Source organism: Streptomyces sp. NPDC007945 (genome assembly GCF_042958885.1).
GTDB lineage: Bacteria > Actinomycetota > Actinomycetes > Streptomycetales > Streptomycetaceae > Streptomyces.
This window is the reverse complement of the sequence record NZ_JBIBJV010000001.1, coordinates 431,202-457,186: the sequence shown is the minus strand read 5'-3', so window position 1 is coordinate 457,186 and position 25,985 is coordinate 431,202. Positions and strand designations below refer to the sequence as shown.

Sequence of the window (25,985 nt, the reverse complement as noted above, 5' to 3'; positions counted from 1 at the left end):
GCGGTCTGCCGTCCCGGGCCCCGGGTCCCGGGGCTGCGGACCGCGGTCGGTGCTCAGCGGTCAGCGGGCGTCGGGACCCAGTGCAGGTGGCCGTCCTGGCCGAGGGCGGCCACGCCGCCCGGGCCCGCCGCGGGAGCGCCCGCGAGCGGGAAGTCGGACAGGCGCCAGGCGCCGCCGTCCGCCAGCGGGGCGACGGCCAGGCGGCCGGTCCTGGAACGGGCGGCGACCACGCCGTCCGCCGCGCTCACCGGGCCGAAGCCGGCGACGCCGCCGGACGGCGGGGCGACCGGGGCGAGCCGGGCGGTGCCCGCGAAGTCGGCGGCCCGGGGCGCGCCGGTGCCCGGCTCGCGGGACCAGAGGCGGACGCCGCCGCCGGCCGGTGAGGGGCCCGCGCTCAGCGCGAGCGTGGTCGCCGGCAGACCGGTCGGCCGCGGCCCTTCGATCCGTCCGCCGGGACCGCCCGTCCACAGGAGGACCGAGGTCCGGGTGCCCGCGAAGACGTACGGACGCCCGGCGGCGTCCGTCGCCGCCACCGGGTCGCCGTGCAGCCCGGCCCCGCCGAGGGAGCGCCACGGGCCCCAGCCGCCGCCGGGCGTCCGCTCCCGGCCGGCGAGCCGGTGGTCGCCGTCGCGCAGGAAGAGCCGGACCCGCCCCGAGCCGTCCACGGTCACGGCGGGCGCGCTGATGTCCGGCGTCCGGTCGGCCTCGTCCCGCTTCCCGGGCGTGCCGAGCGAACGCCAGGCCCCGAACCGCCCGCCGGGTGCGGTCTGTTCGAGGGCGACGACCTCGCGCCGGTAGCCGGCCGGGCCGGCGAACGTGGTGCGGGTGGCGAAGACCGCGATCCGCCCGTCCGGCAGCCGTACGGTGTCGACGCCGCCGTCGAGCCCGCCGCCGGGCAGCAGCTCCGGACCCTTCCAGGCGCCGCCGCCGGCCGCCCGGCGCCAAGTCGCGAGGCGCCCGTCCTGGACGCCGAAGGCGAGCAGCCCGCCGTTCGCGTCCGCCTGGAGCCAACCGGTCGAGGTGCCCCGCGCGTACCGCACCGTGCTCGTCCAGCCGCGGCCCTGCGGCCGGTCCGCCATCTTCAGGTCGCCGCACCCCGCCGGGCTGCCGCAGTGGTCGGTCCCGTCCAGCCAGGCGTACGTCCGCAGGCTGCGCAGCTTCTCCTCGGCGGTGCGGCCGTCGAGGGCGGGCGGCAGCTCGGTGTTGGGGTAGCCCAGGTAGCTCTGCACGCCGACCCGTGGATGCCCCGGCCGCCGTGCGTACCGGTCCAGCGCGGCCTGCGCGAACCGCGCCCCGTACGCGTGGTCCTGGTGGTCCCGCAGCCGCCCCGTCGCCGCGTTCGTGCCGGGCGTCGGGTCGAGGGTGCGGACATAGGTGGGGCGGAAGCGGTCGAGCAGCCCCGTCAGGGTGGCCACGACCTGCTCCTTCGAGTACGCGAAGTCGGCGGTGACCGGCGTCCCCGAGGAGCGCAGCGAGCCGAGCGCGGGGATCCGGCCGTGCCACAGGCCGCGCAGGCTGTGCGGACGGTCGCCGGACGGCGATCCCGCCTCGCGGAGCTGGAGCCAGACCAGCCGCACGCCGGGTCGGGCCCGCAGGGTGTCCAGCTCGGCCGCGCCCCCGCCGGCCGTGCGGATCGCCGTCCGGTCCCAGGGGCTGGTGCGGTCGCCGGTGACGAGCTCGGCGTACGCGGCGCGGATGCCGTTCTGCCGGGCCTCGGCGTACGCGGGCTTGTCCGGCGCCGTCGCGGCGGCCCGCGCGGCGCGGGCGTTGACGCCGTTCGCCTCGCCCGCCGTCAGGTACACGGTGGTCAGCGGGGTCCGGTCGGCGAGCGACTGCGCGGTGTCCGGGTTCATGAAGTACAGGTCGTCGTCCGGGTGCGACACGAACTGCACCACGGAGACCGGGGCGGCCCCCGCCGCCCGGGGCGCCGCCGATATCGGCGCCGCCGGTCCGCCGGCCGCCGGCTCCTCCTGCGCCGCCGTCGCCGTGAGTACGCCCGCGAGCGTGCCCGCGGCCAGCAGGGTCGCCATCCCGGCGACCACGACGGACCGTCGGTGACGGAAGGGGCGTATGAGGCGGGTGGGACGGCGGACGGACATGGGCGCGGAAGGGCTCTCTGGCTGGGGGACGGGTGCGCGTCGGCGGTGGCGGCGGCGGTGCGCGAGCCTCCGGCGGCGGTCGAGGGACCGCGGCGACGGGACGGTCGACTCACATGGCTACAGGGCCGGAGCCGCGGAGGGGTTCCGAAAACGGCCCGATGTGCCTGAGGTCACGTGTGATCCGTGCCGGACCCGGGTAGGAGGGGCCGATTCCGCGCGGGTGGGACGGACCGATTCCGCTCGCCCGAGGCCCCGCCCTCGAACCGGCGACGCGCGCCGTCCGGGGACGGCCGGAGGGGACGGAAGCCGCCCGGCGGCCGCCCCCTCCGGCGGGGGAGGGCGGTTGGTCGGCCCGGAGCCGTGCCGCGCCCCGTCCCCGCGCCCCGCGAGGAGCTGCCCCGGTCCGCCGTGGCGTCCCGGTCCGGCCCGTGTGCCGTCCCGCCCCGGGGCCACCTGGCCCCACTCGCCCGGGCCCCGCCCCCGGCCCGAGGCCCACCGCCACCGCGCCGCTCCTGCCGAGGCCGCCCGCGGCCCGAGGGCCACGCCGCCCGGGTCCCGGCCTGAGGCCCCCGCCCCCGCAACCGAGCCGCGTGAGGACCTCGACGCGAGGTCCTGCCCCCCGACCCGAGCCCCCCGACCCGAGCCCCCCGGCGTGAGGCCGCCTCCGCCCCGAGGCGCCCCGCCGGGGCCACCGCGCCGCCCCCGACGCGAGGTCCTGCCCCCCGACCCGTGGCGCCCCGGCGGGGGGCCGCCCAGCCGGGAGGCCGCCCCCGGCGTGAGGGCCGCCTCCTCCCCGAAGCGCCCCGCCCGGGCCACCGAGCCGCCCCCGACGCGAGGTCCCGCCCCCGACCCGAGGCGCCCCGTCCGCGCCACCGCGCCGCCCCCAACGCGAGGTCCCACCCCCCGACCCGAGACCGTCCCGCCCGCGCCACCCCACCACCGCCCCGCCCCCCTCAGCCCGCCACCGCCCCGTCCCCGCCCCAGACCCCCGCCCCCACCCCGCCCCCACCCCACCCCACCCCGGACGGCTCGCCCTCCCCCCGGCCCCCGTCCCGCACGCCCCCGCCCCTTCCCTCCGGATAGGCTCGATCCAGCGAGCTGACGGGCAGACGGGCTGACGAGCTGGCGGGCTGGAGGGAGCGGCGGAGATGACGGTGCCGGGGCGCAGGAGCAGTACGTTCTCTCGGCTGCTGCGGCACGGGTTCACCGATCCGTCCGGGGCGGAGCGGCTGCTCGACCTGCCCGAGCTCGCCGGGCTCCGCGGGGACCCGGTCCTGCTCGACGCGCTGGGGGCCACCGCCGACCCCGACCTCGCCCTGCGCGGCCTGGTCCGGCTGGTCGAGGCGCAGCCCGAGGCGGAGCGCCGGACCCTCACCACCACCCTGCTCTCCGCCAAGCCCTTCCGGGACCGGCTGCTCGGGGTCCTCGGCGCCTCGGAGGCGCTCGCCGACCACCTGGCCCGGCACCCGAAGGACTGGGAGGCCCTGGTCACCTACGAGGCGGCCGACCTGCACCCGGGGATCACCGAGTTCGAACAGGGGCTCGCCGGGGCGACGGACCCGGTGACCCTGCGGGTCGCCTACCGCCGCTGCCTCCTCGGGATAGCGGCCAGGGACGTCTGCGGCACCATCGACGTCGCCGAGACCGCCGCGGAGCTGGCCGACCTGGCCACCGCCACCCTGCGGGCCGCGCTCGCCCTCGCCCGGGCGGCCGCCCCCGCCGACGCCGCCCAGTGCCGGCTCGCCGTGATCGCCATGGGCAAGTGCGGCGGCCACGAGCTGAACTACGTCTCCGACGTCGACGTGATCTTCGTCGGCGAGCCGGTCGAGGGCGCCGACGAGGCCAAGGCGCTGCAGGCCGCGACCCGGCTCGCCTCCCACCTGATGCGGATCTGCTCCGAGACCACCGTCGAGGGCACCATCTGGCCGGTCGACGCCAACCTCCGCCCCGAGGGCCGCAACGGCCCGCTGGTGCGCACCCTCTCCTCCCACGTCGCCTACTACCAGCGCTGGGCCAAGACCTGGGAGTTCCAGGCCCTGCTCAAGGCACGCCCGGTGGCCGGCGACGCGGAGCTGGGGAGCGCGTACGTCGACGCCCTCTCCCCGATGGTCTGGCAGGCCGCCGAGCGGGAGAACTTCGTCACCGACGTGCAGGCCATGCGCCGCCGCGTCGTCGAGAACATCCCGGTCGACCGGATCGACCGCGAGCTGAAGCTCGGCCCCGGCGGCCTGCGGGACGTCGAGTTCGCGGTCCAGCTGCTCCAGCTGGTGCACGGCCGCAGCGACGCCACCCTGCACAGCGGCTCCACCCTCGGCGCGCTCGCCGCCCTCGCCGCCGGCGGCTACGTCGGCCGCGCCGACGCGGCCCAGCTGGACGAGGCGTACCGCTTCCTGCGGGCGATGGAGCACCGCATCCAGCTGTACCGGCTGCGCCGCACCCACCTCGTCCCGGAGGGCGAGGAGGACCTGCGCCGCCTCGGCCGCTCGCTCGGCCTGCGCACCGATCCGGTCGCCGCGCTGAACAAGGAGTGGAAGCGGCACGCCTCCGTCGTCCGCCGCCTCCACGAGAAGCTCTTCTACCGGCCGCTGCTCGACGCCGTCGCCCAGCTCGCCCCGGGCGAGACCCGGCTCAGCCCCAAGGCGGCCGGCCAGCGCCTCGAAGCCCTCGGTTACGCCGACCCGGCCGCCGCCCTGCGCCACCTGGAGGCGCTGGCCTCCGGCGTCAGCCGCAAGGCGGCCATCCAGCGGACGCTGCTCCCGGTGCTGCTGGGCTGGTTCGCGGACTCGGCCGACCCGGACGCCGGTCTGCTCGGCTTCCGGAAGGTCTCCGACGCCCTCGGCAAGACCCCCTGGTACCTGCGGCTGCTGCGCGACGAGGGCGCCGCCGCAGAGAACCTCGCCCGGGTCCTGTCCGCCGGCCGCCTCGCTCCCGACCTGCTGCTGCGCGCCCCCGAGGCGGTGGCCATACTCGGCGACCCCGAGGGCCTCGGTCCGCGCGGCCGGGCCCACCTGGAGCAGGAGGTCCTGGCCGCCGTGAACCGTGCGGACGACGCCGAGCAGGCCGTCGCCGCCGCCCGCGGGGTGCGCCGCCGCGAGTTGTTCCGCACCGCCGCCGCCGACCTCATCGACTCGTACGGCACCGAGGACAGCCCCCGCACCTCCGACCCGGGCACCCTCGTCGACCGGGTCGGCCAGGCCGTCACCGACCTCAACGCCGCCACCCTCGCCGGCGCCCTGCGCGCCGCCGTCCGTGCCGAGTGGGGCGACGAACTCCCCACCCGTTTCGCGGTCATCGGCATGGGTCGCTTCGGCGGCCACGAGCTGGGCTACGGCTCCGACGCCGACGTCCTCTTCGTCCACGAGCCGCGCGAGGGCGTCGACGAGCAGGAGGCCGCCAAGGCAGCCAACCGCGTCGTCACCGAGATGCGCCGCCTGCTCCAACTGCCCACGACCGACCCGCCGTTGCTGATCGACGCCGATCTGCGCCCGGAAGGCAGGAGCGGCCCCATGGTCCGCACCCTCGCCTCCTACGGGGCGTACTACCGCCGCTGGTCGCTCGTCTGGGAGTCGCAGGCGCTGCTCCGCGCCGCGCCGATGGCGGGCGACGCCGACCTCGGCCGGCGGTTCGTCGAGCTGATCGACCCGCTCCGCTACCCCGCCGACGGCCTCGACGAGGACGCCGTCCGCGAGATCCGCCGGCTCAAGGCCCGCATGGAGTCCGAGCGGCTGCCGCGCGGCGCCGACCCCACCCTCCACGCCAAACTGGGCCGCGGCGGCCTCAGCGACGTCGAGTGGACCGTCCAGCTCCTCCAGATGCGGCACGCCCGGGCCGTGCCGGGACTGCGCACCACCCGCACCCGGGCCGCGCTCTCCGCCGCCCACGACGCCGGGTTGATCCCCACCGAGGAGGCGCAGACCCTCGACGAGGCCTGGGTGCTCGCCACCCGGGTGCGCAACGCGGTCATGCTCGTCCGCGGCCGCCCCGGCGACACCTTCCCCACCGACCCGCGCGAACTGGCCGCCGTGGGACGCTATTTGGGGTACGCCCCCGGTCATGTCGGCGAACTCGTCGACGACTACCGCCGGGTCACCCGCCGCGCCCGCGCCGTCGTCGACGAACTCTTCTACGGCTCCTGACCGTTCGGGCCGGGGCTGCAGCGCCCCGGTCCGGCCGTTACGATCCCGGCATGGCCCTGCTCATGAGTGATGTGGACCGGTTCGAGAAGGCGCGCCCCCGACTGGAGGCCATCGCCTACCGGATGCTCGGCTCGTCGGGCGAGGCCGAGGACGCCGTGCAGGAGACGTACCTGCGCTGGCAGGCCGCCGACACCGGGCGCATCGAGGTGCCCGAGGCCTGGCTCACCAAGGTCCTCACCAACTACTGCCTCAACCAGCTCACCTCCGCCCGCGCCCGCCGCGAGACGTACGTCGGCCAGTGGCTCCCCGAGCCGCTGCTCGCCGGCGACCCGATGCTCGGCCCCGCCGACACCGCCGAGCAGCGCGAATCCGTCTCGTACGCCGTCCTCGTCCTCCTGGAGCGGCTGACCCCGAACGAGCGCGCCGTGTACGTGCTGCGCGAGGCCTTCGGTTACGCGCACAGGGAGATCGCGGAGATCCTCGACATCGGCGAGAGCGCCGCCCAGCAGCTCTTCCACCGCGCCAAGAAGCACCTCGCGGACGGCAGGGCCCGCACCGAGATCGACGAGGCCGCCGCCCGCAGGATCGTCGAGGAGTTCCTGGCCGCCGCCACCAGCGGCCGTACCGAACCCCTCGTCCGGCTGCTCACCGAGGACGCCGCGGCCCTCGGGGACGGCGGCGGCAAGGTGCCCGCACGGGCGAGCGCCTTCGAGGGCGCCCGCGCGGTCGCCACCTTCCTGCGCGGCCTCTTCAGGCCGAGCGACGCCAAGCGGGCCCTGGTCGGCGGCTCGCCCTCCTTCTACGCCTCCACCGCCAACGGCGAGCCGGCGATCGTCACCGTCGTCGGCACCAGGGTCGTCGGCATCACCTGCCTGGAGGTCACCCCGGACGGCATCGTCGCCGTCCGCAGCCAGGTCAACCCGGACAAGCTGGTCCGCGCCGGTCGGCGGTGGGCCGCCGAGGCGCCCGCGGAGGCCCCGCTGTTCGCCTTCTGACACCCCTCCCAGAGGGTGTGATGCGGGTCACATCAGAATCCTGTCAGGAAACGCGGGGCCGCCCGGTTCAAGGTGCGAACCACGCCGGAGAAACGGCGCGGACCCCGCGCAGACAGGAGCACGGTCATGCAGCACCGCATCGTCGTCCTCGGAGCCGGCTACACCGGCGCCGTCACCGCCGGCCGCCTCGCCCGCAGGCTGCGCCGCGAGGACGTCACCCTCACCCTCGTCAACGCCGAGCCCGACTTCGTCGAGCGCGTCCGGCTGCACCAGCTCGCGGCCGGCCAGGACCTCACCCCCCGCCCCTTCGCCGAGATGTTCGCCGGCACCGGCGTCGAGCTGAAGCTCGGCAAGGTCGCCGCCGTCGACGTCGACCGCCGGACGGTCCGGGTGGACGGCGCCGCCGGGACCGAGGAGCTCGGGTACGACAGCCTCGTCTACGCCCTGGGCAGCGGCTGGAACCACGGTGGGGTCCCCGGCGTCGCCGAGCACGCCCACGAGCTGGCCTCCCGCCCCGGCGCCCTCCGGCTCCGCGAGCGGCTCGCCGCCCTGGAGGCCGGCCGGTCCGTGGTGGTGGTCGGCGGCGGCCTGACCGGCCTGGAGGCCGCGACCGAGATCGCCGAGTCCCGGCCCGACCTCGACGTGGCCCTGGTCGCCCGCGGCGCGCTCGGCGACTGGCTCTCCGAGAAGGGCCGCGGCCACCTGTGGAAGGTCGCCCGGCGGCTCGGCATCACCGTCCACGAGCACACGGCGGTCGCCGCCGTCGCCGCGGACCGGGTGGCCACCGCCGACGGCGCCGACCTCCCCGCCGACGTCACCGTCTGGACCACCGGCTTCGCCGTCCACCCGATCACCGCGGCCACCGGCCTGGAGCTCGCCGAGGACGGCCGCATCAGGGTCGACGCGACCATGCGCTCGGTCTCCCACCCCGACGTCTACGCGGTCGGCGACGCGGCCCTCGCCCTCGGCCCGGAGGGCAAGCCGCTGCGGATGTCCTGCGCCTCGGGCGTCCCGATGGCCTGGCAGGCGGCCGACGCCCTCGCCGCCCGGCTCACGGGCGCCAAGGTGCCCACCGTCTCCGTCCGCTACTTCCAGCAGTGCGTCTCGCTCGGCCGCGAGGACGGGCTGATCCAGTTCGTCACCGCCGACGACCGCGCCAAGGAGAAGGCCCTCACCGGCCGCGCAGCCGTCCTCTACAAGGAGCTCATCTGCAAGGGAGCCGCCTGGGGCGTCGCCCACCCGACGGGCGGCCTCCCCTCCCGCCGCCGCCCCCTGGCCCGGCAGGGCCTCCGGGACGCGGTCCCGGCGGAGGTCGGCGCCTGAAGGGCCGGGCCTGAACGGGCCGGGTACGACCAGGGCCCCCGCCGCAGTGAACGGCGGGGGCCCCGGTCCGGCTCGTGAGCGGCCTCACGAGCGGCGGCGGATCATCTGCCGGAGCCGACCGGCTCCTCCCGGTCCGCGGTCTCCGGCACCTCCGTGCCCGCGGCGGGACCCCGGGCCGGCGTGGACGCCGCCGGTGCCGTCACCGTCAGGGGCTCCACCCGCTTCGAGAGGCGGTGCGGCCAGGTGCCGTACCAGAAGTAGGCGACGAGGAAGCCGAAGGCGAGGCAGACCATGCCGCCGACGGCGTCCAGCCAGAAGTGGTTGGCGGTCGCGACGATCACGACCAGCGTGGCCGCCGGGTAGACCAGGCCCAGGATCCGGGCCCACGGCGCCTTCGCCAGGAAGAAGAGGGTCAGCCCGCACCACAGCGACCAGCCGATGTGCATCGACGGCATCGCCGCGTACTGGTTCGACATGTGCTTGAGGTCGCCCGAGGCCATCGAACCCCAGGTGTGGTGCACCAGGACCGTGTCGACGAAGTCCTTGCTCTCCATCAGCCGGGGCGGCGCGAGCGGATACAGGTAGTAGCCGACCAGCGCGACGGCGGTGGTGGCGAACAGGACGGTGCGGAACGCCGCGTAACGGCCCGGCTGCCATCGGTACAGCCACACCAGCACACCGATGGTGACGATGAAGTGCAGCGTCGCGTAGTAGTAGTTCATCGTCACGATCAGCCACGTCACCGAGTTCACGGCGTGGTTGACGGCGTGCTCGAAGGCGAGGCCGAGGGACTCCTCGGTCCGCCAGATCCAGTCCGCGTTCCGCAGGGCCTCGGCCTTCTGCTCCGGCACCGCGTTGCGGATCAGCGAGTACACCCAGTAACTGAGGCCGATCAGCAGCAGCTCGAACCAGATGCGGGGGCGTCGCGGCGTACGCGCGCGCAGCCACGCCCACCGGCCGTCGGCCACGATGGGTGACGACGGGGTCGTCCGGTCGTCCAAACTCTTCACGGTCGTTTCACCCATAGGCAGAGAGTTTGCCAGATCCACGCCCCCCGACCGATCATCCCTCGGTCGGGTGTGCGCCGCACCCTCTCCCCCTCAGGGACTAGGGCGTGTCTTTCGGATCATGCCGGGCTCGCGACGCCTGGCACGCACGCTCGCCGCGTTGTCGTCGGTCGCCGATGCTCCGCATGGACTCCCTCCTCCGCCTTGCGAGCGCACGCACCAGACGCCGCTCCCTGATCCGGCCTGATCCGAAAGACACGCCCTAGGACGCGGGAGGGCCCGAGGCGGTGGAGCCGCGGACGACCAGCTCCGGCATGAAGACGAACTCCGAGTGCGGGGCCGGGGTGCCGCCGACCTCCTCCAGGAGGGCGCGGACGGCCGCCTGCCCCATCGCCTGCACCGGCTGCCGGATGGTGGTGAGCGGCGGATCGGTGAAGGCTATGAGGGGCGAGTCGTCGAAGCCGACGACGGAGACGTCCCGGGGCACCTGCAGCCCCTGCTGGCGGGCGGCGCGGATGGCGCCGAGCGCCATCATGTCGGAGGCGCAGACCACCGCCGTGCATCCCTTGGCGATCAGGGCCGCCGTGGCCGCCTGACCGCCCTCCAGGGTGTAGAGGGAGTGCTGGATCAGGTCCTCGGACTCCTCCGGGGTGAGGCCGAGCCGGTCCTGCATCCCCTTCTGGAAGCCCTCTATCTTGCGGAGCACCGGCACGAAGCGCTTCGGTCCGACGGCGAGCCCGATCCGGGTGTGGCCGAGGGCGGCGAGGTGCGTGACCGCCAGCTGCATCGCGGCCCGGTCGTCGGGGGAGACGAAGGGCGCCTGCACCTTGGGGGAGAAGCCGTTGATGAGGACGTACGGCACGCCCTTGCCGCGCAGCTGGTCGTACCGGGAGGTGTCCGCGGTGGTGTCCGCGTGCAGCCCGGAGACGAAGATGATGCCGGCGACGCCGCGCTCCACCAGCATGTCGGTGAGCTCGTCCTCGGTGGAGCCGCCGGGGGTCTGGGTGGCGAGCACCGGGGTGTACCCCTGGCGGGTCAGGGCCTGGCCGATGACCTGCGCGAGCGCCGGGAAGATGGGGTTGTCCAGTTCGGGGGTGATCAGCCCGACGAGGCCGGCGCTGCGCTGGCGCAGCCGTACCGGACGCTCGTAGCCGAGCACGTCGAGCGCGGCAAGGACGGACTCGCGGGTGGCGGTGGCCACACCGGGCTTGCCGTTGAGCACGCGGCTGACTGTGGCTTCACTGACCCCCGCCTGGGCTGCGATGTCGGCAAGCCGCGCGGTCATGAGAGTGGACTGTACCGGTCACAGCGCGTATTGCCCACCAGTGGGGCCGAGGCCGCCGGGCCTCCGGCTGCTGCAAGGCCGCTCCGCAAGGTCTTGCAGTTCTTGCGGGGCGGCACGGACCGTGAGGGAGGTGGAACGTATCGTTCCGAGTCCGCCGGAAGGACACGAGGGACGGATCATATCGGGGCGAAGGGGCGGAAGTGGCCCTTCCGCGCCGCTGTCAAGCGGTCCTATGGCAACCTTCGGGACACGTCGATGTAACGATCGCCGGTCCTTGCAGAAATTCCACGCAAGGTCTTTCGGCTCGTTTTCATCCCTGTTACGTTCCTGGCAACCCGGAGCGCCGCGAGGGAGCGGTCGCAATGAGGAAGGTTCCAGCCCCTCGTCTCCCCGGGATCATGTTGAAGGAGTTCACATGCGGCGTGGCATAGCGGCCACCGCGCTGGTCGCGGCCCTGGGCGTCACCCTGGCGGCGTGCGGCGGGAGCGACAGCGGTTCCAACGGCGGCTCGAAGGGCTCGGGCGAGCTCTCCGGCACCGTGACGTGGTGGGACACCTCCACGGTCGGCTCCGAGGACAAGGTCTTCAAGAAGCTGGCCGAGGACTTCACCAAGAAGCACCCGAAGGTCACCGTCAAGTACGTGAACGTGCCCTTCGGCGAGGCCCAGAACAAGTTCAAGAACGCCGCGCAGTCCGGCTCCGGGGCCCCCGACGTGATCCGCTCCGAGGTCGCCTGGACCCCCGAGTTCGCCGACCTCGGCTACCTCGCCCCGCTGGACGGCACCGCCGCGCTGAAGGACCAGGACGACTTCCTGGAGCAGGCCGCCGCCTCCACCAAGTACAACGGCAAGACCTACGCCGTGCCCCAGGTCATCGACTCCATGGGCATCTTCTACAACAAGAAGATCTTCAAGGAGGCCGGCGTCGCGGTCCCGAAGACCATCGCCGAGCTGAAGACCGTCTCCGCCGCCATCAAGGAGAAGACCGGCAAGACCGGCCTGTACCTCCGCGGCGACGACCCGTACTGGTTCCTCTCCTTCCTGTACGGCGAGGGCGGCGACATGGTCGACGCCGCCAACAAGAAGGTCACCTTCGACGACCCGGCGGGCGTCAGCGCCTTCAAGACCGTCAAGGACCTCGTCGACTCCAAGGCCGCGATCACCGACGCGACCAACGGCTGGGACAACATGCAGGCCGCCTTCAAGGACGGCAAGGTCGCCATGATGATCAACGGCCCGTGGGCCGTCGCCGACACCTACGCGGGCAAGGAGTTCGCCGACAAGGCGAACCTCGGCATCGCCCCCGTCCCGGCGGGCTCCGCCGGCCAGGGCGCCCCGCAGGGCGGCCACAACCTCGCCGTCTACGCCGGCTCCAAGAACCTCGACGCCTCCTACGCCTTCGCCGAGTACATGACCTCGGCCGAGAGCCAGGCCAAGGTCGCCCAGGAGCTCAGCCTCCTCCCGACCCGCCAGTCCTCCTACCTGCAGAAGGAGGTGGCCAAGAACGAGATGATCGCGTTCTTCAAGCCGGTCGTCGAGAAGGCCGTCGAGCGCCCGTGGATCCCCGAGGGCGGCAGCCTCTTCGAGCCGGTCAAGGTCGAGTACACCAAGGTCCTCACCGGCCAGACCACCCCGGAAGCCGGCGCCAAGGCCGTCGGCGACGCCTACCGCAAGCTCCTGAAGGACTGGAAGTAAGAAGGAAGGGCAGGCCGGCTGATGGCTGTGGACACTCCCAGCCAGTCGGTGGCGAAGGCCGCGGGCGCGCACGTCGCCCGCGGCCGGAGCCGCGGAACTGGTAACCCGCGACGGGCGGCGAAGCGCTCCCTCGCCACCCACTGGTACGCCTGGGCGATGGTCGCCCCGGTGGTGGTCGTGATCGGCGTGATCATCGGTTATCCGCTGGTCCGCGGCATCTACCTGTCGTTCACCGACGCCAACGAGCGCAACGTCGCGCGGACCATCGGCGTCAACGAGATCCCGGCCACCTACGAGTTCATCGGCCTGGACAACTACACCGACGCGATCACGGGCGGCCAGTTCCTCGGCACCCTCGGCTGGACGGTCGTCTGGACCGTCTCCTGTGTGGCGATCACCTTCGCCCTCGGCCTGGCCCTCGCCAACATCCTCAACCGGAGGATCGCCGGCCGCTCCGCCTACCGGATGATGATCATCCTGCCCTGGGCGGTCCCCGGCTTCGTCTCGGTCTTCGCCTGGCGCTTCCTCTACGACGAGCGCCGCGGCCTGCTCAACCAGGTCCTCTCCGGAATCGGCCTCGACGCCGTGCCGTGGCTGAACGACCCGCTGATGGCCAAGTTCGCCGTCATCGCCGTCAACGTCTGGCTCGGCGTCCCCTTCATGATGGTGGCCCTCCTGGGCGGCCTCCAGTCCATCCCCGGCGAGCTCTACGAGGCCGCCGAGATGGACGGCGCCAACGCCTGGCAGCGCTTCCGCAACATCACCCTGCCGGGCCTGCGCTCCGTCTCCACCACGGTCCTGCTGCTCTCCACCATCTGGACCTTCAACATGTTCCCGGTGATCTTCCTGCTCACCCGGGGCGGGCCCGGCGAGGCCACCCAGATCCTCGTCACCCAGGCGTACAAGTTCTCCTTCGAGATCAGCCCGCGCGACTTCGCCCAGTCGTCCACGTGGGGCGTCCTCATCCTGGTGCTCCTGATGATCTTCGCCGCGATCTACCAGCGCGTCCTCCGCAAGCAGGGAGAAGTCTGGTGACCACCACGACCCCCACGGCCCGCGACGCCGCGGCCCCGACCGTGAACGCCCCGCTCCGCGGCCGCCGTTCGCCGCTCGCCTCGGTGGCGCTGCACGCCACCCTGATCGTCGCCTCCGTGGTCGCCGTCTTCCCGGTGCTGTGGGTCCTGCTGACCTCGCTCAAGCCCGCGAAGTACGCCACCACGACGGACTTCTTCAAGGAGACGACGTTCGAGAACTACACGAACCTGCTGAGGGACACCCCGTTCCTCACCTGGTTCGGGAACTCGCTCCTCGTCGCCGGACTCACCACCGTCGTCGGCGTGTTCATCTCCGCCACCACCGGCTACGCCGTCAGCCGCTTCCGGTTCCCCGGCAAGCGCGGCCTGATGTGGACCCTGCTCATCACGCAGATGTTCCCGGTCGCCGTCCTCATCGTGCCGATCTACAACATCATGGCGTCGCTGGGGCTGCTCAACCAGTCGGCCGGCCTGGTCATCACCTACCTGACCATCGCCGTCCCCTTCTGCGCCTGGATGATGAAGGGCTTCTTCGACGGCATCCCGCGCGAGATCGACGAGTCGGGGTACGTCGACGGGCTCACCCCCTTCGGCACCTTCTGGCGGCTGATCCTGCCGCTCGCCAAGCCGGGCATCGCGGTGACCGCCTTCTACTCGTTCATCACCGCCTGGGGCGAGGTCGCCTACGCCTCCGCCTTCATGGTCGGCGACGAGAACCTGACGCTCGCCGGCGGCCTGCAGAAGTTCGTCAACCAGTACGGGGCCCAGTGGGGTCCGATGACGGCGGCCTCCGTCCTCATCGCCATCCCCGCGGCCCTGGTGTTCCTCTTCGCCCAGCGCCACCTCGTCACCGGCATGTCCGCCGGTGCCGTCAAGGGCTGACGGCCCTGAACGCCGATCCCGTACGCCCCTCCTTACCTCTCAGGGAAGACATGACCCAGCACCTCGCCACCGCCGCCGACGCCCCCACCACCGGCACCGACACCGGCTGGTGGAGAGACGCGGTGATCTACCAGGTCTACCCGCGCAGCTTCGCCGACGGCAACGGCGACGGCATGGGCGACCTGGAGGGCATCCGCAGCCGGCTGCCGTACCTCAAGGAGCTCGGCGTCGACGCCGTGTGGCTCTCCCCCTTCTACGCCTCCCCCCAGGCCGACGCCGGGTACGACGTCGCCGACTACCGGGCCATCGACCCGATGTTCGGCTCGCTGCTCGACGCCGACGCCCTGATCCGCGAGGCCCACGACCTGGGCCTGCGCATCATCGTCGACCTGGTCCCCAACCACTCCTCCGACCAGCACGAGTGGTTCCAGCGCGCGCTACGCGAGGGCCCCGGCTCCCCGCTGCGCGAGCGCTACCACTTCCGCCCCGGCCAGGGCGCGAACGGCGAACTCCCGCCCAACGACTGGGAGTCCATCTTCGGCGGCCCCGCCTGGACCCGGGTCGCCGACGGCGAGTGGTACCTCCACCTCTTCGCCCCCGAGCAGCCGGACTTCAACTGGGAGCACCCGGCCGTCCGCGACGAGTTCCGCTCGATCCTGCGCTTCTGGCTCGACATGGGCGTCGACGGCTTCCGCGTCGACGTCGCCCACGGCCTGGTCAAGGCGGCGGGCCTGCCGGACATCGGCGCCCACGACCAGCTGAAGCTGCTCGGCAACGACGTCATGCCCTTCTTCGACCAGGACGGCGTCCACGAGATCTACCGCTCCTGGCGCCGGATCCTCGCCGAGTACGACGGGCAGCGCATCCTCGTCGCCGAGGCCTGGACCCCGACCGTCGAGCGCACCGCCAACTACGTGCGCCCCGACGAGATGCACCAGGCCTTCAACTTCCAGTACCTGGGCACCCACTGGGACGCGACCGAGCTCCGCACCGTCATCGACGCCTCGCTCGCCGCGATGCGCCCGGTCGGCGCCCCCACCACCTGGGTGCTGTCCAACCACGACGTCACCCGGCACGCCACCCGCTTCGCCAACCCGGCGGGCCTCGGCACCCAGCTGCGCACCCCCGGCGACCGTGAGCTCGGCCTGCGCCGGGCCCGCGCCGCGACCCTGCTGATGCTGGCACTGCCCGGCTCCGCGTACGTGTACCAGGGCGAGGAGCTCGGCCTGCCGGACGTCACCGACCTGCCCGACGAGGTGCGCCAGGACCCGTCCTTCTTCCGGGCCACCGGCCAGGACGGCTTCCGCGACGGCTGCCGGGTGCCGATCCCGTGGACCGTCGAGGGCTCCTCGTACGGCTTCGGCGACGGCGGCTCCTGGCTGCCGCAGCCGGCGGCCTGGGGTGGCCTGAGCGTCGAGGCGCAGACCGGCGACCCCGGTTCCACCCTGGAGCTGTACCGCAGCGCGCTCGCCGTGCGACGCGAGCGCCCCGAACTCGGTGCGGGCGAGGCCGTGGAGTGGCTGGAGGCACCCGAGGGTGTGCTCTCCTTCCGCCGCGACGGCTTCGTCTGCACCGCCAACACCACCGGCCGGGCCATCACCGTCCCGCTGCCCGGCCGGTATCTCCTCTCCAACGAGGAAGTCCGCGTCGCCGCCGACGAGGACACCGTGGTGATCCCCGCCGACACCACCGTCTGGTGGGCGGTGTGACGATCCCCCCGCCGCGGGGCACCGGCAACGGCGCCCCGCGGCTCGCGGACATCGCGGCCCAGTCCGGGGTGAGCGAGGCCACCGTCAGCCGCGTCCTCAACGGCAAGGCGGGGGTGGCCGGCGCGACCCGGCACAAGGTGCTCGCGGCGCTCGACGTGCTCGGCTATGAGCGTCCCGTACGGCTCAAACGCCGCAGCGCGGGCCTCGTCGGGCTCGTGGTGCCCGAGCTGACCAACCCGATCTTCCCGGCCTTCGCGCAGGTCGTCGAGCAGGTCCTGGCCGGGCACGGCTACACGCCGGTGCTCTGCACCCAGATGCCCGGCGGCGCCACCGAGGACGAGTTGGTCGATCAACTGGTCGAGCGCGGAGTGGCCGGCATCGTCTTCCTCTCCGGGCTGCACGCGGACGCCTCCGCCGACCCGGCGCGGTACGGCCGGCTGACCGAGCGGGGCGTGCCGTACGTCCTCATCAACGGCTACCACGAACGGATCGACGCCACCTTCGTCTCCCCTGACGACCGGGCCGCGGCCCGGATGGCCGTGCGGCACCTGGCCGAGCTCGGGCACGAGCGGATCGGCCTCGCCATCGGCCCCACCCGCTACGTGCCCTCGCGCCGCAAGGCCGAGGGCTTCGCCGCCGAGCTGTACGAGTCCCTCGGCGTGGAGCGGGGAGACGCCGAACGCTTCGTGCGGTCCACCCTGTTCGGCGTCGAGGGCGGGCACGCGGCCGCCGAGAGCCTGCTGGACGAGGGGTGCACGGGCATCGTCTGCGGCTCCGACCTGATGGCGCTCGGCGTGGTCCGGGCGGCCCGCGCCCGGGGCCTCGACGTCCCCCGGGACGTCTCCGTCGTCGGCTTCGACGACTCCCCGCTGATCGCCTTCACCGATCCGCCCCTGACCACCGTGCGCCAGCCCGTGCAGGCCATGGCGACGGCGGCGGTCGGCGCGCTCCTGGAGGAGATCGAGGGCAGTCCGGTGCAGCGCACCGAGTTCGTCTTCCAGCCGGAGCTGGTCGTGCGCGGGTCCACCGCGCAGCCGCCGCACGCGGCGTAACTCCTTGCGCAATCCCTTGCGGTGGGCGTGCGCGAAGTATTGACCGCACGCCTGTACGCCCCTACGGTCGCGGCTGAAAACAGTTGCTGAGAATTTCGGCAACTTCTTGCGAACAGCTCTCGACACGACAGGGTCGTCGTACAGGAGGAAGCATGGCAAGAAAGACCGTGGCCGCTGCACTCGCCCTCGTGGCGGGAGCCGCTGCGGCCGTCACGGCGAACGCCCCGGCCCAGGCCACCCCGCCGGGCACCAAGGACGTCACCGCGGTGATGTTCGAGTGGAACTTCGCCTCCGTCGCCCGGGAGTGCACCGACCGCCTCGGCCCCGCCGGCTACGGCTACGTCCAGGTCTCCCCGCCCCAGGAGCACCTCAAGGGCAGCCAGTGGTGGACCTCGTACCAGCCCGTCAGCTACAAGATCGCCGGACGGCTCGGGGACCGCACCGCCTTCGCGAACATGGTGAACACCTGCCACGCCGCCGGCGTCAAAGTGATCGCGGACTCGGTGATCAACCACATGGCCAACGGCTCCGGCACCGGAACGGGCGGGACCCCGTTCTCCAAGTACGACTACCCGGGCCTCTACTCCGGCGCCGACATGGACGACTGCCGGTCCACCATCGCGAACTACCAGGACCGGGCCAACGTCCAGAACTGCGAACTCGTCGGCCTCCCCGACCTCGACACGGGCGAGGAGTACGTCCGCGGGAAGATCGCCGGCTACCTCAACGACCTCCTCTCGCTGGGCGTCGACGGCTTCCGCGTCGACGCCGCCAAGCACATGCCGGCCGCCGACCTCGCCGCCATCAAGGCCAAGCTGACGAACCCCGGCGTCTACTGGAAGCTGGAGGCCATCCACGGCGCCGGCGAGGCCGTCTCCCCGAGCGAATACCTCGGCAGCGGCGACGTCCAGGAGTTCCGCTACGCCCGCGACCTCAAGCGGGTCCTCCAGAACGAGAAGCTCGCCTACCTCAAGAACTTCGGCGAGGCCTGGGGCCACATGCCCTCCGGCCAGTCCGGCGTCTTCGTCGACAACCACGACACCGAGCGCGGCGGTGACACCCTCAGCTACAAGGACGGCGCGAACTACACCCTCGCCTCCGTCTTCATGCTCGCCTGGCCCTACGGCTCCCCCGACGTCCACTCCGGCTACGAGTGGACCGACAAGGACGCCGGCCCGCCCAACGGCGGTCAGATGAACGCCTGTTACAGCGACGGCTGGAAGTGCCAGCACGCCTGGCGCGAGATCTCCTCCATGGTCGCCTTCCGCAACACCGCCCGCGGCGAGGCCGTCACCGGCTGGTGGGACAACGGCAACAACGCGATCGCGTTCGGCCGCGGCTCCAAGGCCTACGTGGCCATCAACCACGAGTCCTCCGCCCTCACCCGCACCTTCCAGACCTCCCTCCCGGCCGGCACCTACTGCGACGTGCAGTCGAACACCGCCGTCACCGTCAACGCCTCCGGCCAGTTCACGGCCACCCTCGCCGCGAACACCGCCCTCGCGCTCCACACCGGCGCGATGAACTGCGGCACGGGCACCACCCCGCCGACCACGCCGCCCGCCACCGCCGGCGCCTCCTTCAACGTCACGGCCACCACCGCCCCGGGCCAGAACATCCACGTGGTCGGCAACCGCCCCGAGCTCGGCAACTGGGCCCCGGCCGCCGCCCCCAAGCTCGACCCCGCCGCCTACCCGGTGTGGAAGCTGACGGTGAACCTCCCCGCCGGCACGGCCTTCGAGTACAAGTACGTCCGCAAGGACGCGGCCGGGAACGTCACCTGGGAGTCCGGCGCCAACCGCACCGCGACCGTCCCCGCCTCCGGCCAGGTCGTCCTGAACGACACCTTCCGCAACTGAGCCCCCTCCCTCCGCAGGGCCGCCCCGACCGGGGCGGCCCCCTCTTCCCGTACCTCCAGGGAGCCCCCGTGATACCCAAGCGAACGGCAGCGGCGCTCGCCGCCGCCCTCGTCGCCGCGCTCGTCCCGGCCCTGCCCGCGACCGCCGCGCCCCGCCCGCCGGCCCCGCCGTCCGACCGGACCCTCGCCGCCGAACCGGCCCGCCAGGACCTCACCCGCGAGCAGTTCTACTTCGTGCTGCCCGACCGGTTCGCCAACGGCGACACCTCCAACGACAAGGGCGGCCTCACCGGCAGCCGCACCGCCACCGGCTTCGACCCCACCGACAAGGGCTTCTACCAGGGCGGCGACCTCAAGGGGCTCACCCGGCGCCTGGACTACATCAAGGGCCTCGGCACCACCGCCATCTGGATGGCGCCGATCTTCAAGAACCGGCCCGTGCAGGGCGAGGGCAAGGACGCCTCGGCCGGCTACCACGGCTACTGGATCACCGACTTCACCCAGGTCGACCCGCACTTCGGCACCAACGACGACCTCAAGAAGCTCATCGCCGCCGCCCACGCCAAGGGCATGAAGGTCTTCTTCGACGTCATCACCAACCACACCGCCGACACCGTCGACTACGCCGAGAAGAAGTACGGCTACCGCCCCAAGGGCGCCTACCCGTACCTCGACAAGGACGGCCGCCCCTTCGACGACCGCGCCGCGATCGGGAAGGTCGACGCCGACTCCTTCCCGTACACCCCCGTCGAGCGGACCGGCGACAAGGTCCCCGCCTGGCTCAACGACCCCACGATGTACCACAACCGCGGCGACTCGACCTGGCAGGGCGAATCCGCCGAGTACGGCGACTTCGTCGGCCTCGACGACCTGTGGACCGAACGCCCCGAGGTCGTCGAGGGCATGAAGCGGATCTACGAGACATGGGTCCGCGACTTCGACATCGACGGCTTCCGCATCGACACCGTCAAGCACGTCGACCTCGACTTCTGGACCCAGTGGGCCACCGCCCTCGACGCCTACGCCAAGAAGCGGGGCCGCGAGGACTTCTTCATGTTCGGCGAGGTGTACTCCGCCGACACCACCGTCACCGCGCCCTACGTCACCCGCGGCCGGCTCGACGCCACCCTCGACTTCCCCTTCCAGGACGCCGCCCGCGCCTTCGCCTCCCAGGGATCCGGCGCAGACCGCCTCGCCAAGGTCTTCGCCGAGGACTACCGCTACACCACCGACAAGGCCAACGCCTACGAGCAGGTCACCTTCCTCGGCAACCACGACATGGGCCGCTTCGGCACCTTCCTCGAGCAGGACAACCCGAACGCCTCCGACGCCGAACTCCTCCGCCGCGCCACCCTCGCCAACGAGCTGATGTTCCTCTCCCGCGGCAACCCGGTGGTCTACTCCGGCGACGAGCAGGGCTTCACCGGCGCCGGCGGCGACAAGGACGCCCGCCAGCCGCTCTTCGCCACCCGGGTCGCCGACTACCTCGACGACGACCGGCTCGGCACCGACCGCGGCCACGACACCGACGCCTACGACACCGGCCACCCGCTCTACCGGTCGATCGCCGGCCTGTCGAAGCTCACCCGCGAACACCCCGCCCTCCGCGACGGCGTCCAGCGCGAACGCCTCGCCGAAGGCTCCGTCTACGCCGCCTCCCGCACCGACGCGCGGCAGCGCGTCGAGTACCTGGTCGCCGCCAACGGCGCCACCGAGCCGAAGACCGTCGACATCCCCGTCGACTCCGCCTCCTTCCGCACCCTGTACGGCGGCCGGGGCGCCGTCACCGCGAAGGACGGCAAGGTCACCGTCACCGTCCCCGCCCTCTCCACCCTCGTCCTCAAGGCCGACCGGCCCCTCCCGGCCGTCACCGCGAAGCCGTCCGTCGCCCTGAAGGCCCCCGCCGCCGGCTCCACCGGCACCGTCGAACTCACCGCCGACGTCACCGGCGACGCCCTCAGCCGCGTCGTCTTCGCCGCCCAGGTCGGCAACGGCCGCTGGCAGACCCTCGGCACCGCCGACCACGCCCCCTACAAGGTCACCCAGCACGTGACCGCCCCCGCCGGCACCCCGCTCCGCTACAAGGCCGTCGTCGTCGACGCCGCCGGACACACCGCGAGCACCACCGCCGCCACCACCGCGGGCGCGCCCCCGGCCCCCGAGAAGCCCATCGCCGTCGAGCGCCCCTACGCGATCGTCCACTACCGGCGCGAGGACGGGAACTACGACGGCTGGACCCTGAACGCCGCCGGCCAGAAGGCCGCCTTCACCGGCCGCGACGCCCACGGCGCCTTCGCCTGGGTCAAGCTCCCCGAGGGCGCCTCCTCCGTCCCGTACACCGTCGAGAAGGACGGCGCCGCCGACGGCCCGCAGCGCACCATCGACCTCGGCCGCACCGGCGAGGTCTGGATCACCCAGGGGCAGGCCGGCCAGTCCGACACCAACCCGGCCCCCACCGCGCCGGACAAGACCAAGGCCGTCATCCACTACCAGCGCGCCGACGGGAACTACGACGGCTGGGGCCTCCACCTGTGGACCGGCGCCGCCCAGCCCACCGACTGGTCCAAGCCCCTGCTTCCCACCCGCGTCGACGCCTACGGAGCCGTCTACGAGGTGCCGCTCGCCGAAGGCGCCACCTCCCTCTCGTACATCCTCCACAAGGGCGACGAGAAGGACCTCCCCACCGACCAGTCCCTCGACCTGGCCGCCACCGGCCACGAGGTGTGGCTCCTCGCCGGACAGCCGAAGCACCTCCTGCCGACCTCCGGCGGCGCCCCCGCCCTCGACCTCGGCAAGGCCGAGGCCCAGTGGATCGACCGGAACACCGTCGTGTGGAAGGTGAAGGCGAACGACTCCACCAGCCAGCAGCTCGTCCACGCCCCCGACGGCGGCATCACCGTCACCGACGGCGCCCTCAGCGGTGAGGGCCGGTGGCTCCGGCTCAACGCGGGCAGCCTCACCGACGCCCAGAAGGCGAAGTTCCCGCACCTCAAGGACTACCCCGCCTTCACCGTCGACCCCCGCGACGCCGACCGCGTCCGCGCCTCCCTGCGCGGCCAGCTGCTCGCCACCCAGCGGGCCGCCAACGGCGCCCTGCTCGCCGCCACCGGCGTGCAGACCGCCGGTGTCCTCGACGACCTGTACGCGGCCGAGGCCACCTCCCGGGCCCTCGGCCCCGTCTTCCGCGGCGGCCGCCCCACCCTCTCCGTGTGGGCCCCGACCGCCCAGTCCGTCGCCCTGGAGCTCGACGGCAGGACCGTCCGCATGCGGCGCGACGACACCAGCGGCGTCTGGTCCGTCACCGGCGACCGCTCCTGGAACGGCAAGCCCTACCGGTACGTCGTCAAGGTCTGGGCGCCCACCGTCGGCAAGCTCGTCGAGAACCGCGTCACCGACCCGTACGCGACCGCCCTCACCGCCGACTCCGCCCGCAGCCTCGTCGTCGACCTCGCCGACCCGAAGCTCGCCCCGGCCGGCTGGAAGAGCCTGGCGAAGCCGGCCGCCGTGCCGCTGCGCGACGCCCGCATCCAGGAACTCCACGTCCGCGACTTCTCCATCGCCGACCCCACCGCCGAGGCCGCCCACAAGGGCACCTTCCTCGCCTTCACCGACAAGGACAGCAAGGGCTCGCGGCACCTCAAGGCCCTCGCCGACTCCGGCACCAACTACGTCCACCTCCTCCCGGCCTTCGACATCGGCACCATCCCCGAGAAGAAGTCCGACCAGAAGGAACCCGCCTGCGACCTGAAGGTCTACGCCCCCGACTCCGAGGAGCAGCAGGCCTGCGTCGCCGAGGCCGCCGCGAAGGACGCCTACAACTGGGGCTACGACCCGCTGCACTACACCGTCCCCGAGGGCTCCTACTCCACCGACCCCGACGGCACCCGCCGCACGGTCGAGTTCCGGCAGATGGTCCAGGCCCTCAACGGCCAGGGCCTGCGCACCGTCATGGACGTCGTCTACAACCACACCGTCGCCGCCGGACAGTCCGACAAGTCCGTCCTCGACCGGATCGTCCCCGGCTACTACCAGCGCCTCCAGGCCGACGGCACCGTCGCCACCTCCACCTGCTGCGCCAACACCGCGCCCGAGAACGCCATGATGGGCAAGCTCGTCGTGGACTCGGTCGTCACCTGGGCGAAGCAGTACAAGGTCGACGGCTTCCGCTTCGACCTCATGGGCCACCACCCGAAGGAGAACATCCTCGCCGTCCGCAAGGCGCTCGACGCCCTGACCGTCGAGAAGGACGGCGTCGACGGCAAGGCGATCGTCCTCTACGGCGAGGGCTGGAACTTCGGCGAGATCGCCGACGACGCCCGCTTCGTCCAGGCCACCCAGAAGAACATGGCCGGCACCGGCATCGCCACCTTCTCCGACCGGGCCCGCGACGCCGTCCGCGGCGGCGGCCCCTTCGACGAGGACCCCGGCGTCCAGGGCTTCGCCTCCGGCCTCTACACCGACCCCAACGCCTCCACCGCCAACGGCACCCCGGAGCAGCAGAAGGCCCGCCTCCTGCACTACCAGGACCTCATCAAGGTCGGCCTCAGCGGCAACCTCGCCTCCTACTCCTTCACCGACACCTCCGGGCGCACGGTCAAGGGCTCCGAGGTCGACTACAACGGCGCCCCGGCCGGCTACGCCGCCGCCCCCGGCGACGCCCTCGCCTACGCCGACGCCCACGACAACGAGACCCTCTACGACGCCCTCGCGTTCAAGCTGCCGGCCGGCACCTCCGCCGCCGACCGGGCCCGCATGCAGGTCGTCGCCATGGCCACCGCCACCCTGTCCCAGGGCCCGTCGCTCTCCCAGGCCGGCACCGACCTGCTCCGCTCCAAGTCCCTCGACCGCAACTCCTACGACAGCGGCGACTGGTTCAACTCGATCCACTGGGACTGCCGCGACGGCAACGGCTTCGGCATCGGCCTCCCGCCGGCCGCCGACAACAAGGCCAAGTGGGGCTACGGCAAGCCGCTCCTCACCCACCCGAATCTGACGGTCGGCTGCGACGAGATCGACGGCGCCTCGGCCGCCTACCGGGACCTCCAGCGGATCCGGGCCACCGAGCCCGGCTTCTCCCTGGCCACGGCCGGGCAGGTCCAGGAGCGGCTCTCCTTCCCGCTCTCCGGCACCGACGAGACCCCGGGCGTGATCACCATGCGCCTCGGCGACCTCGTCGTCGTCTTCAACGCGACGCCGGGCGAGCGGAAGCAGACGGTCGCGGCCCTGGCCGGCACGGCCTACGGCCTGCACCCCGTCCAGGCCGACGGCTCCGACGCGGTGACCAGGTCCGCCTCCTACGAGGCCGGTTCGGGCACCTTCACGGTCCCGGCCCGCACGGTCGCGGTCTTCAAGGCCGCCACGACCTGACCAAGTCGTCGCGGAGGTCCCGGCCGTCCTTGTGCGGCCGGGACCTCCGTGGTGAGGCTGTGGCCGGACACCCCGCACCCGCACGAGAGGCCGTCATGCCGCAGATCACCGTCGACCATTCCGTCCCCTTCGACCGGCGGGCCTTCGCCCTCGACCTCCACGGCCTCGTGGCGGAGACCGTCAACACCTCCGTCGGCAACTGCAAGACCCGCTTCCGCGAGGTCGCGGAGACCGTCGTCGGCGACGGCAGCACCGACGCCGCCATGGTCAACGTCGAGATCGCCCTGGCGTGGGGGCGGCACGACGCCCTCAAGGGCCAGCTCGCCAAGCTCGTGCTCGGGCTGCTGACACGACACCTCGCGGGGGCCGAGGGCGTCCGCCTCGCCGTCGAGGTCCGCGACCTCGAAAGCGCCTACCGCAAGGCCTGATCCGGCACCGCGGGCAGGGGGGCCGGCGCCAGCGCGAGCAGCCGGCCCACCAGCTCCGCGAACGGGCCGTCCGCCGGCTCGTCGGCCAGGACCGCCGTCAGCACCGCCGCCGCCTGCTCGTCGTGGACCGCGCTCACCGCCGTCAGCGCCGCGAAGTCGTGCACCAGCTTCCGCTCCAGCTCCGCGCGCGGCACCCGCCGCCCGTCCAGCCACAGCAGCGCCGTCGACTCCGCCAGCGACACCCAGGACCGCACGACCAGTTCGAGCCGCGGCGACGGGTCCGCGACCCCGAGATGCGCCACGATCTGCTCGTACGCGGCCTGCCGCACCTCGTCGATCATCGCGTTGGTCGTCGACGAACCCACCGCGGGACCGCCCCGCATCAGCGCCGCGAACCCCGGGCCGTGGTCGTCGACGAAGTCGAAGAACCGGCCCATCACCCGCAGCAGCCGCGCCCCCAGCGGGCCCTGCGGCGGCTCCAGGAAACGCGCCGCGAGCTCGTCGGCCGCGCGCCGCAGCGCCGCCTCGTACAGGCTCTGCTTGCCGGGGAAGTAGTGGTAGACCAACGGCCGGGAGATGCCCGCGGCGGCGGCGATCTCGTCGATGGAGACCTCGTCGGGGGAGCGGCTGCTGAAGAGTTCGAGGGCCACCCCGATCAGCTGCTGCTTGCGCTCCTCGACGCCCATCCTGCGCCGCACACCGGTCGTCATACGAACAGCCTATCGGGGTCCGTTACGCTCCTCGTCCATGACAGCTTCCGACCAGGACACCCCGGCCGCCGAGAACCCCGAGACCGCCGGGCCGGACGAGCCCGACGAGGCGCAGGAGGCGCTGGAGGGCGAGGGGACGCCCGGCGGGGGCATGAGCCCCAAGCAGGCGAGACGGCTGCGCGTGGCCGCCGCCTCGGTCCTGCTGGTGGCGATGGGCGTCATCCTGGTGATCCGCCTCGCGAGCCGGACCTCCGTGCTGGTCGTCGGTGTCTACGGCCTCGCGATGATCCTCTGCGGGGTCGTCATCGAGCTGGCCCGCAACGGCCGCACCCGGCTCGGGACCTGGCTGCTCGTGGGCGGCCTCGCGGCCGCCCTCGCCTTCGACTGGCTGATCCTGCCCTGAGGGG

General features: G+C 73.0%; 16 protein-coding genes. 12 read left to right on the top strand and 4 right to left on the bottom strand.

Features of this window, described 5'->3' with window-relative positions; all coding sequences use genetic code 11:
* Positions 1-53: 53 nt before the first annotated feature.
* Complete coding sequence (locus ACFZCF_RS02040) at positions 54-2,030, bottom strand: PIG-L family deacetylase (RefSeq protein WP_391283982.1); 1,977 nt, start codon at positions 2,028-2,030, stop codon at positions 54-56.
* Between the two features lie 1,217 nt (positions 2,031-3,247).
* Between ACFZCF_RS02040 and ACFZCF_RS02035 the strand changes: the two genes are divergently transcribed.
* The 3 genes from ACFZCF_RS02035 to ACFZCF_RS02025 all read left to right on the top strand — a co-directional run bounded on the left by ACFZCF_RS02035 (position 3,248) and on the right by ACFZCF_RS02025 (position 8,553).
* The gene (locus ACFZCF_RS02035; protein ID WP_391283980.1) at positions 3,248-6,235 is read left to right on the top strand and encodes a bifunctional [glutamine synthetase] adenylyltransferase/[glutamine synthetase]-adenylyl-L-tyrosine phosphorylase; all 2,988 of its coding nucleotides are present in this window, start codon (positions 3,248-3,250) and stop codon (positions 6,233-6,235) included.
* Positions 6,236-6,285: 50 nt separating this feature from the next.
* Positions 6,286-7,230: an RNA polymerase sigma factor SigJ gene (gene sigJ, locus ACFZCF_RS02030; protein WP_388440054.1), complete on the top strand. Its 945-nt coding sequence runs from the start codon at positions 6,286-6,288 to the stop codon at positions 7,228-7,230.
* Positions 7,231-7,356: 126 nt separating this feature from the next.
* Positions 7,357-8,553 (top strand): FAD-dependent oxidoreductase, encoded by a 1,197-nt coding sequence (locus ACFZCF_RS02025; protein ID WP_391283978.1) that lies wholly within the window; start codon positions 7,357-7,359, stop codon positions 8,551-8,553.
* 101 nt (positions 8,554-8,654) lie between these two features.
* Here the strand turns inward: ACFZCF_RS02025 and ACFZCF_RS02020 are convergent, their stop codons facing one another.
* Together ACFZCF_RS02020 and ACFZCF_RS02015 are read right to left on the bottom strand one after the other, a co-directional pair.
* Positions 8,655-9,578 carry a phosphatase PAP2 family protein gene (locus ACFZCF_RS02020; protein WP_388440048.1) on the bottom strand — a complete coding sequence of 308 codons (924 nt, stop codon included), beginning with the start codon at positions 9,576-9,578 and terminating at the stop codon, positions 8,655-8,657.
* 244 nt (positions 9,579-9,822) lie between these two features.
* On the bottom strand, positions 9,823-10,845 hold the full coding sequence (locus ACFZCF_RS02015; RefSeq protein ID WP_388440044.1) for a LacI family DNA-binding transcriptional regulator: 1,023 nt from the start codon (positions 10,843-10,845) through the stop codon (positions 9,823-9,825).
* A 415-nt stretch (positions 10,846-11,260) separates the two neighbouring features.
* Here ACFZCF_RS02015 and ACFZCF_RS02010 point away from each other — a divergent pair, with 415 nt between their 5' ends.
* From ACFZCF_RS02010 to ACFZCF_RS01975, 8 genes are all read left to right on the top strand, one after another.
* Entirely contained in the window at positions 11,261-12,538 is a 1,278-nt protein-coding gene (locus tag ACFZCF_RS02010; RefSeq protein ID WP_388440041.1) for an extracellular solute-binding protein, read from the top strand.
* Positions 12,539-12,559: 21 nt separating this feature from the next.
* The gene (locus ACFZCF_RS02005) at positions 12,560-13,573 is read left to right on the top strand and encodes a carbohydrate ABC transporter permease (RefSeq protein ID WP_388440039.1); all 1,014 of its coding nucleotides are present in this window, start codon (positions 12,560-12,562) and stop codon (positions 13,571-13,573) included.
* Entirely contained in the window at positions 13,570-14,454 is an 885-nt protein-coding gene (locus tag ACFZCF_RS02000; protein WP_388440036.1) for a sugar ABC transporter permease, read from the top strand. Before ACFZCF_RS02005 ends, ACFZCF_RS02000 begins: the two co-directional genes overlap by 4 nt.
* 50 nt (positions 14,455-14,504) lie before the next feature.
* A complete protein-coding gene (locus tag ACFZCF_RS01995; protein WP_388440033.1) occupies positions 14,505-16,163 on the top strand; it encodes a glycoside hydrolase family 13 protein in 1,659 nt (552 codons plus the stop codon).
* The gene (locus ACFZCF_RS01990; RefSeq protein ID WP_388440030.1) at positions 16,151-17,215 is read left to right on the top strand and encodes a LacI family DNA-binding transcriptional regulator; all 1,065 of its coding nucleotides are present in this window, start codon (positions 16,151-16,153) and stop codon (positions 17,213-17,215) included. The genes ACFZCF_RS01995 and ACFZCF_RS01990 overlap by 13 nt, the downstream gene beginning before the upstream one ends.
* Positions 17,216-17,367: 152 nt before the next feature.
* Positions 17,368-19,074 (top strand): carbohydrate-binding module family 20 domain-containing protein, encoded by a 1,707-nt coding sequence (locus ACFZCF_RS01985; protein ID WP_391283973.1) that lies wholly within the window; start codon positions 17,368-17,370, stop codon positions 19,072-19,074.
* Between the two features lie 68 nt (positions 19,075-19,142).
* The gene (gene pulA / locus ACFZCF_RS01980; protein ID WP_391283971.1) at positions 19,143-24,440 is read left to right on the top strand and encodes a pullulanase-type alpha-1,6-glucosidase; all 5,298 of its coding nucleotides are present in this window, start codon (positions 19,143-19,145) and stop codon (positions 24,438-24,440) included.
* A gap of 95 nt (positions 24,441-24,535) precedes the next feature.
* Entirely contained in the window at positions 24,536-24,868 is a 333-nt protein-coding gene (locus tag ACFZCF_RS01975; protein WP_391283969.1) for a 5-carboxymethyl-2-hydroxymuconate Delta-isomerase, read from the top strand.
* Here ACFZCF_RS01975 and ACFZCF_RS01970 read toward each other — a convergent pair.
* Positions 24,853-25,578 carry a TetR/AcrR family transcriptional regulator gene (locus tag ACFZCF_RS01970; RefSeq protein WP_388440019.1) on the bottom strand — a complete coding sequence of 242 codons (726 nt, stop codon included), beginning with the start codon at positions 25,576-25,578 and terminating at the stop codon, positions 24,853-24,855. The genes ACFZCF_RS01975 and ACFZCF_RS01970 overlap by 16 nt on opposite strands.
* Before the next feature lie 37 nt (positions 25,579-25,615).
* Between ACFZCF_RS01970 and ACFZCF_RS01965 the strand changes: the two genes are divergently transcribed.
* Positions 25,616-25,981, top strand: a complete 366-nt coding sequence (locus tag ACFZCF_RS01965; RefSeq protein WP_388440017.1) for a hypothetical protein — start codon at positions 25,616-25,618, stop codon at positions 25,979-25,981.
* Positions 25,982-25,985 lie beyond the last annotated feature (4 nt).

Bases quoted from the DNA above. Each gene is read 5' to 3' on its own strand.
- ACFZCF_RS02040 (WP_391283982.1), bottom strand. From the start codon at position 2,030: ATGGCGACCCTGCTGGCCGCGGGCACGCTCGCGGGCGTACTCACGGCG.
- ACFZCF_RS02035 (WP_391283980.1), top strand. From the start codon at position 3,248: ATGACGGTGCCGGGGCGCAGGAGCAGTACGTTCTCTCGGCTGCTGCGG.
- sigJ (WP_388440054.1), top strand. From the start codon at position 6,286: ATGGCCCTGCTCATGAGTGATGTGGACCGGTTCGAGAAGGCGCGCCCC.
- ACFZCF_RS02025 (WP_391283978.1), top strand. From the start codon at position 7,357: ATGCAGCACCGCATCGTCGTCCTCGGAGCCGGCTACACCGGCGCCGTC.
- ACFZCF_RS02020 (WP_388440048.1), bottom strand. From the start codon at position 9,578: ATGGGTGAAACGACCGTGAAGAGTTTGGACGACCGGACGACCCCGTCG.
- ACFZCF_RS02015 (WP_388440044.1), bottom strand. From the start codon at position 10,845: ATGACCGCGCGGCTTGCCGACATCGCAGCCCAGGCGGGGGTCAGTGAA.
- ACFZCF_RS02010 (WP_388440041.1), top strand. From the start codon at position 11,261: ATGCGGCGTGGCATAGCGGCCACCGCGCTGGTCGCGGCCCTGGGCGTC.
- ACFZCF_RS02005 (WP_388440039.1), top strand. From the start codon at position 12,560: ATGGCTGTGGACACTCCCAGCCAGTCGGTGGCGAAGGCCGCGGGCGCG.
- ACFZCF_RS01995 (WP_388440033.1), top strand. From the start codon at position 14,505: ATGACCCAGCACCTCGCCACCGCCGCCGACGCCCCCACCACCGGCACC.
- ACFZCF_RS01985 (WP_391283973.1), top strand. From the start codon at position 17,368: ATGGCAAGAAAGACCGTGGCCGCTGCACTCGCCCTCGTGGCGGGAGCC.
- ACFZCF_RS01975 (WP_391283969.1), top strand. From the start codon at position 24,536: ATGCCGCAGATCACCGTCGACCATTCCGTCCCCTTCGACCGGCGGGCC.
- ACFZCF_RS01970 (WP_388440019.1), bottom strand. From the start codon at position 25,578: ATGACGACCGGTGTGCGGCGCAGGATGGGCGTCGAGGAGCGCAAGCAG.
- ACFZCF_RS01965 (WP_388440017.1), top strand. From the start codon at position 25,616: ATGACAGCTTCCGACCAGGACACCCCGGCCGCCGAGAACCCCGAGACC.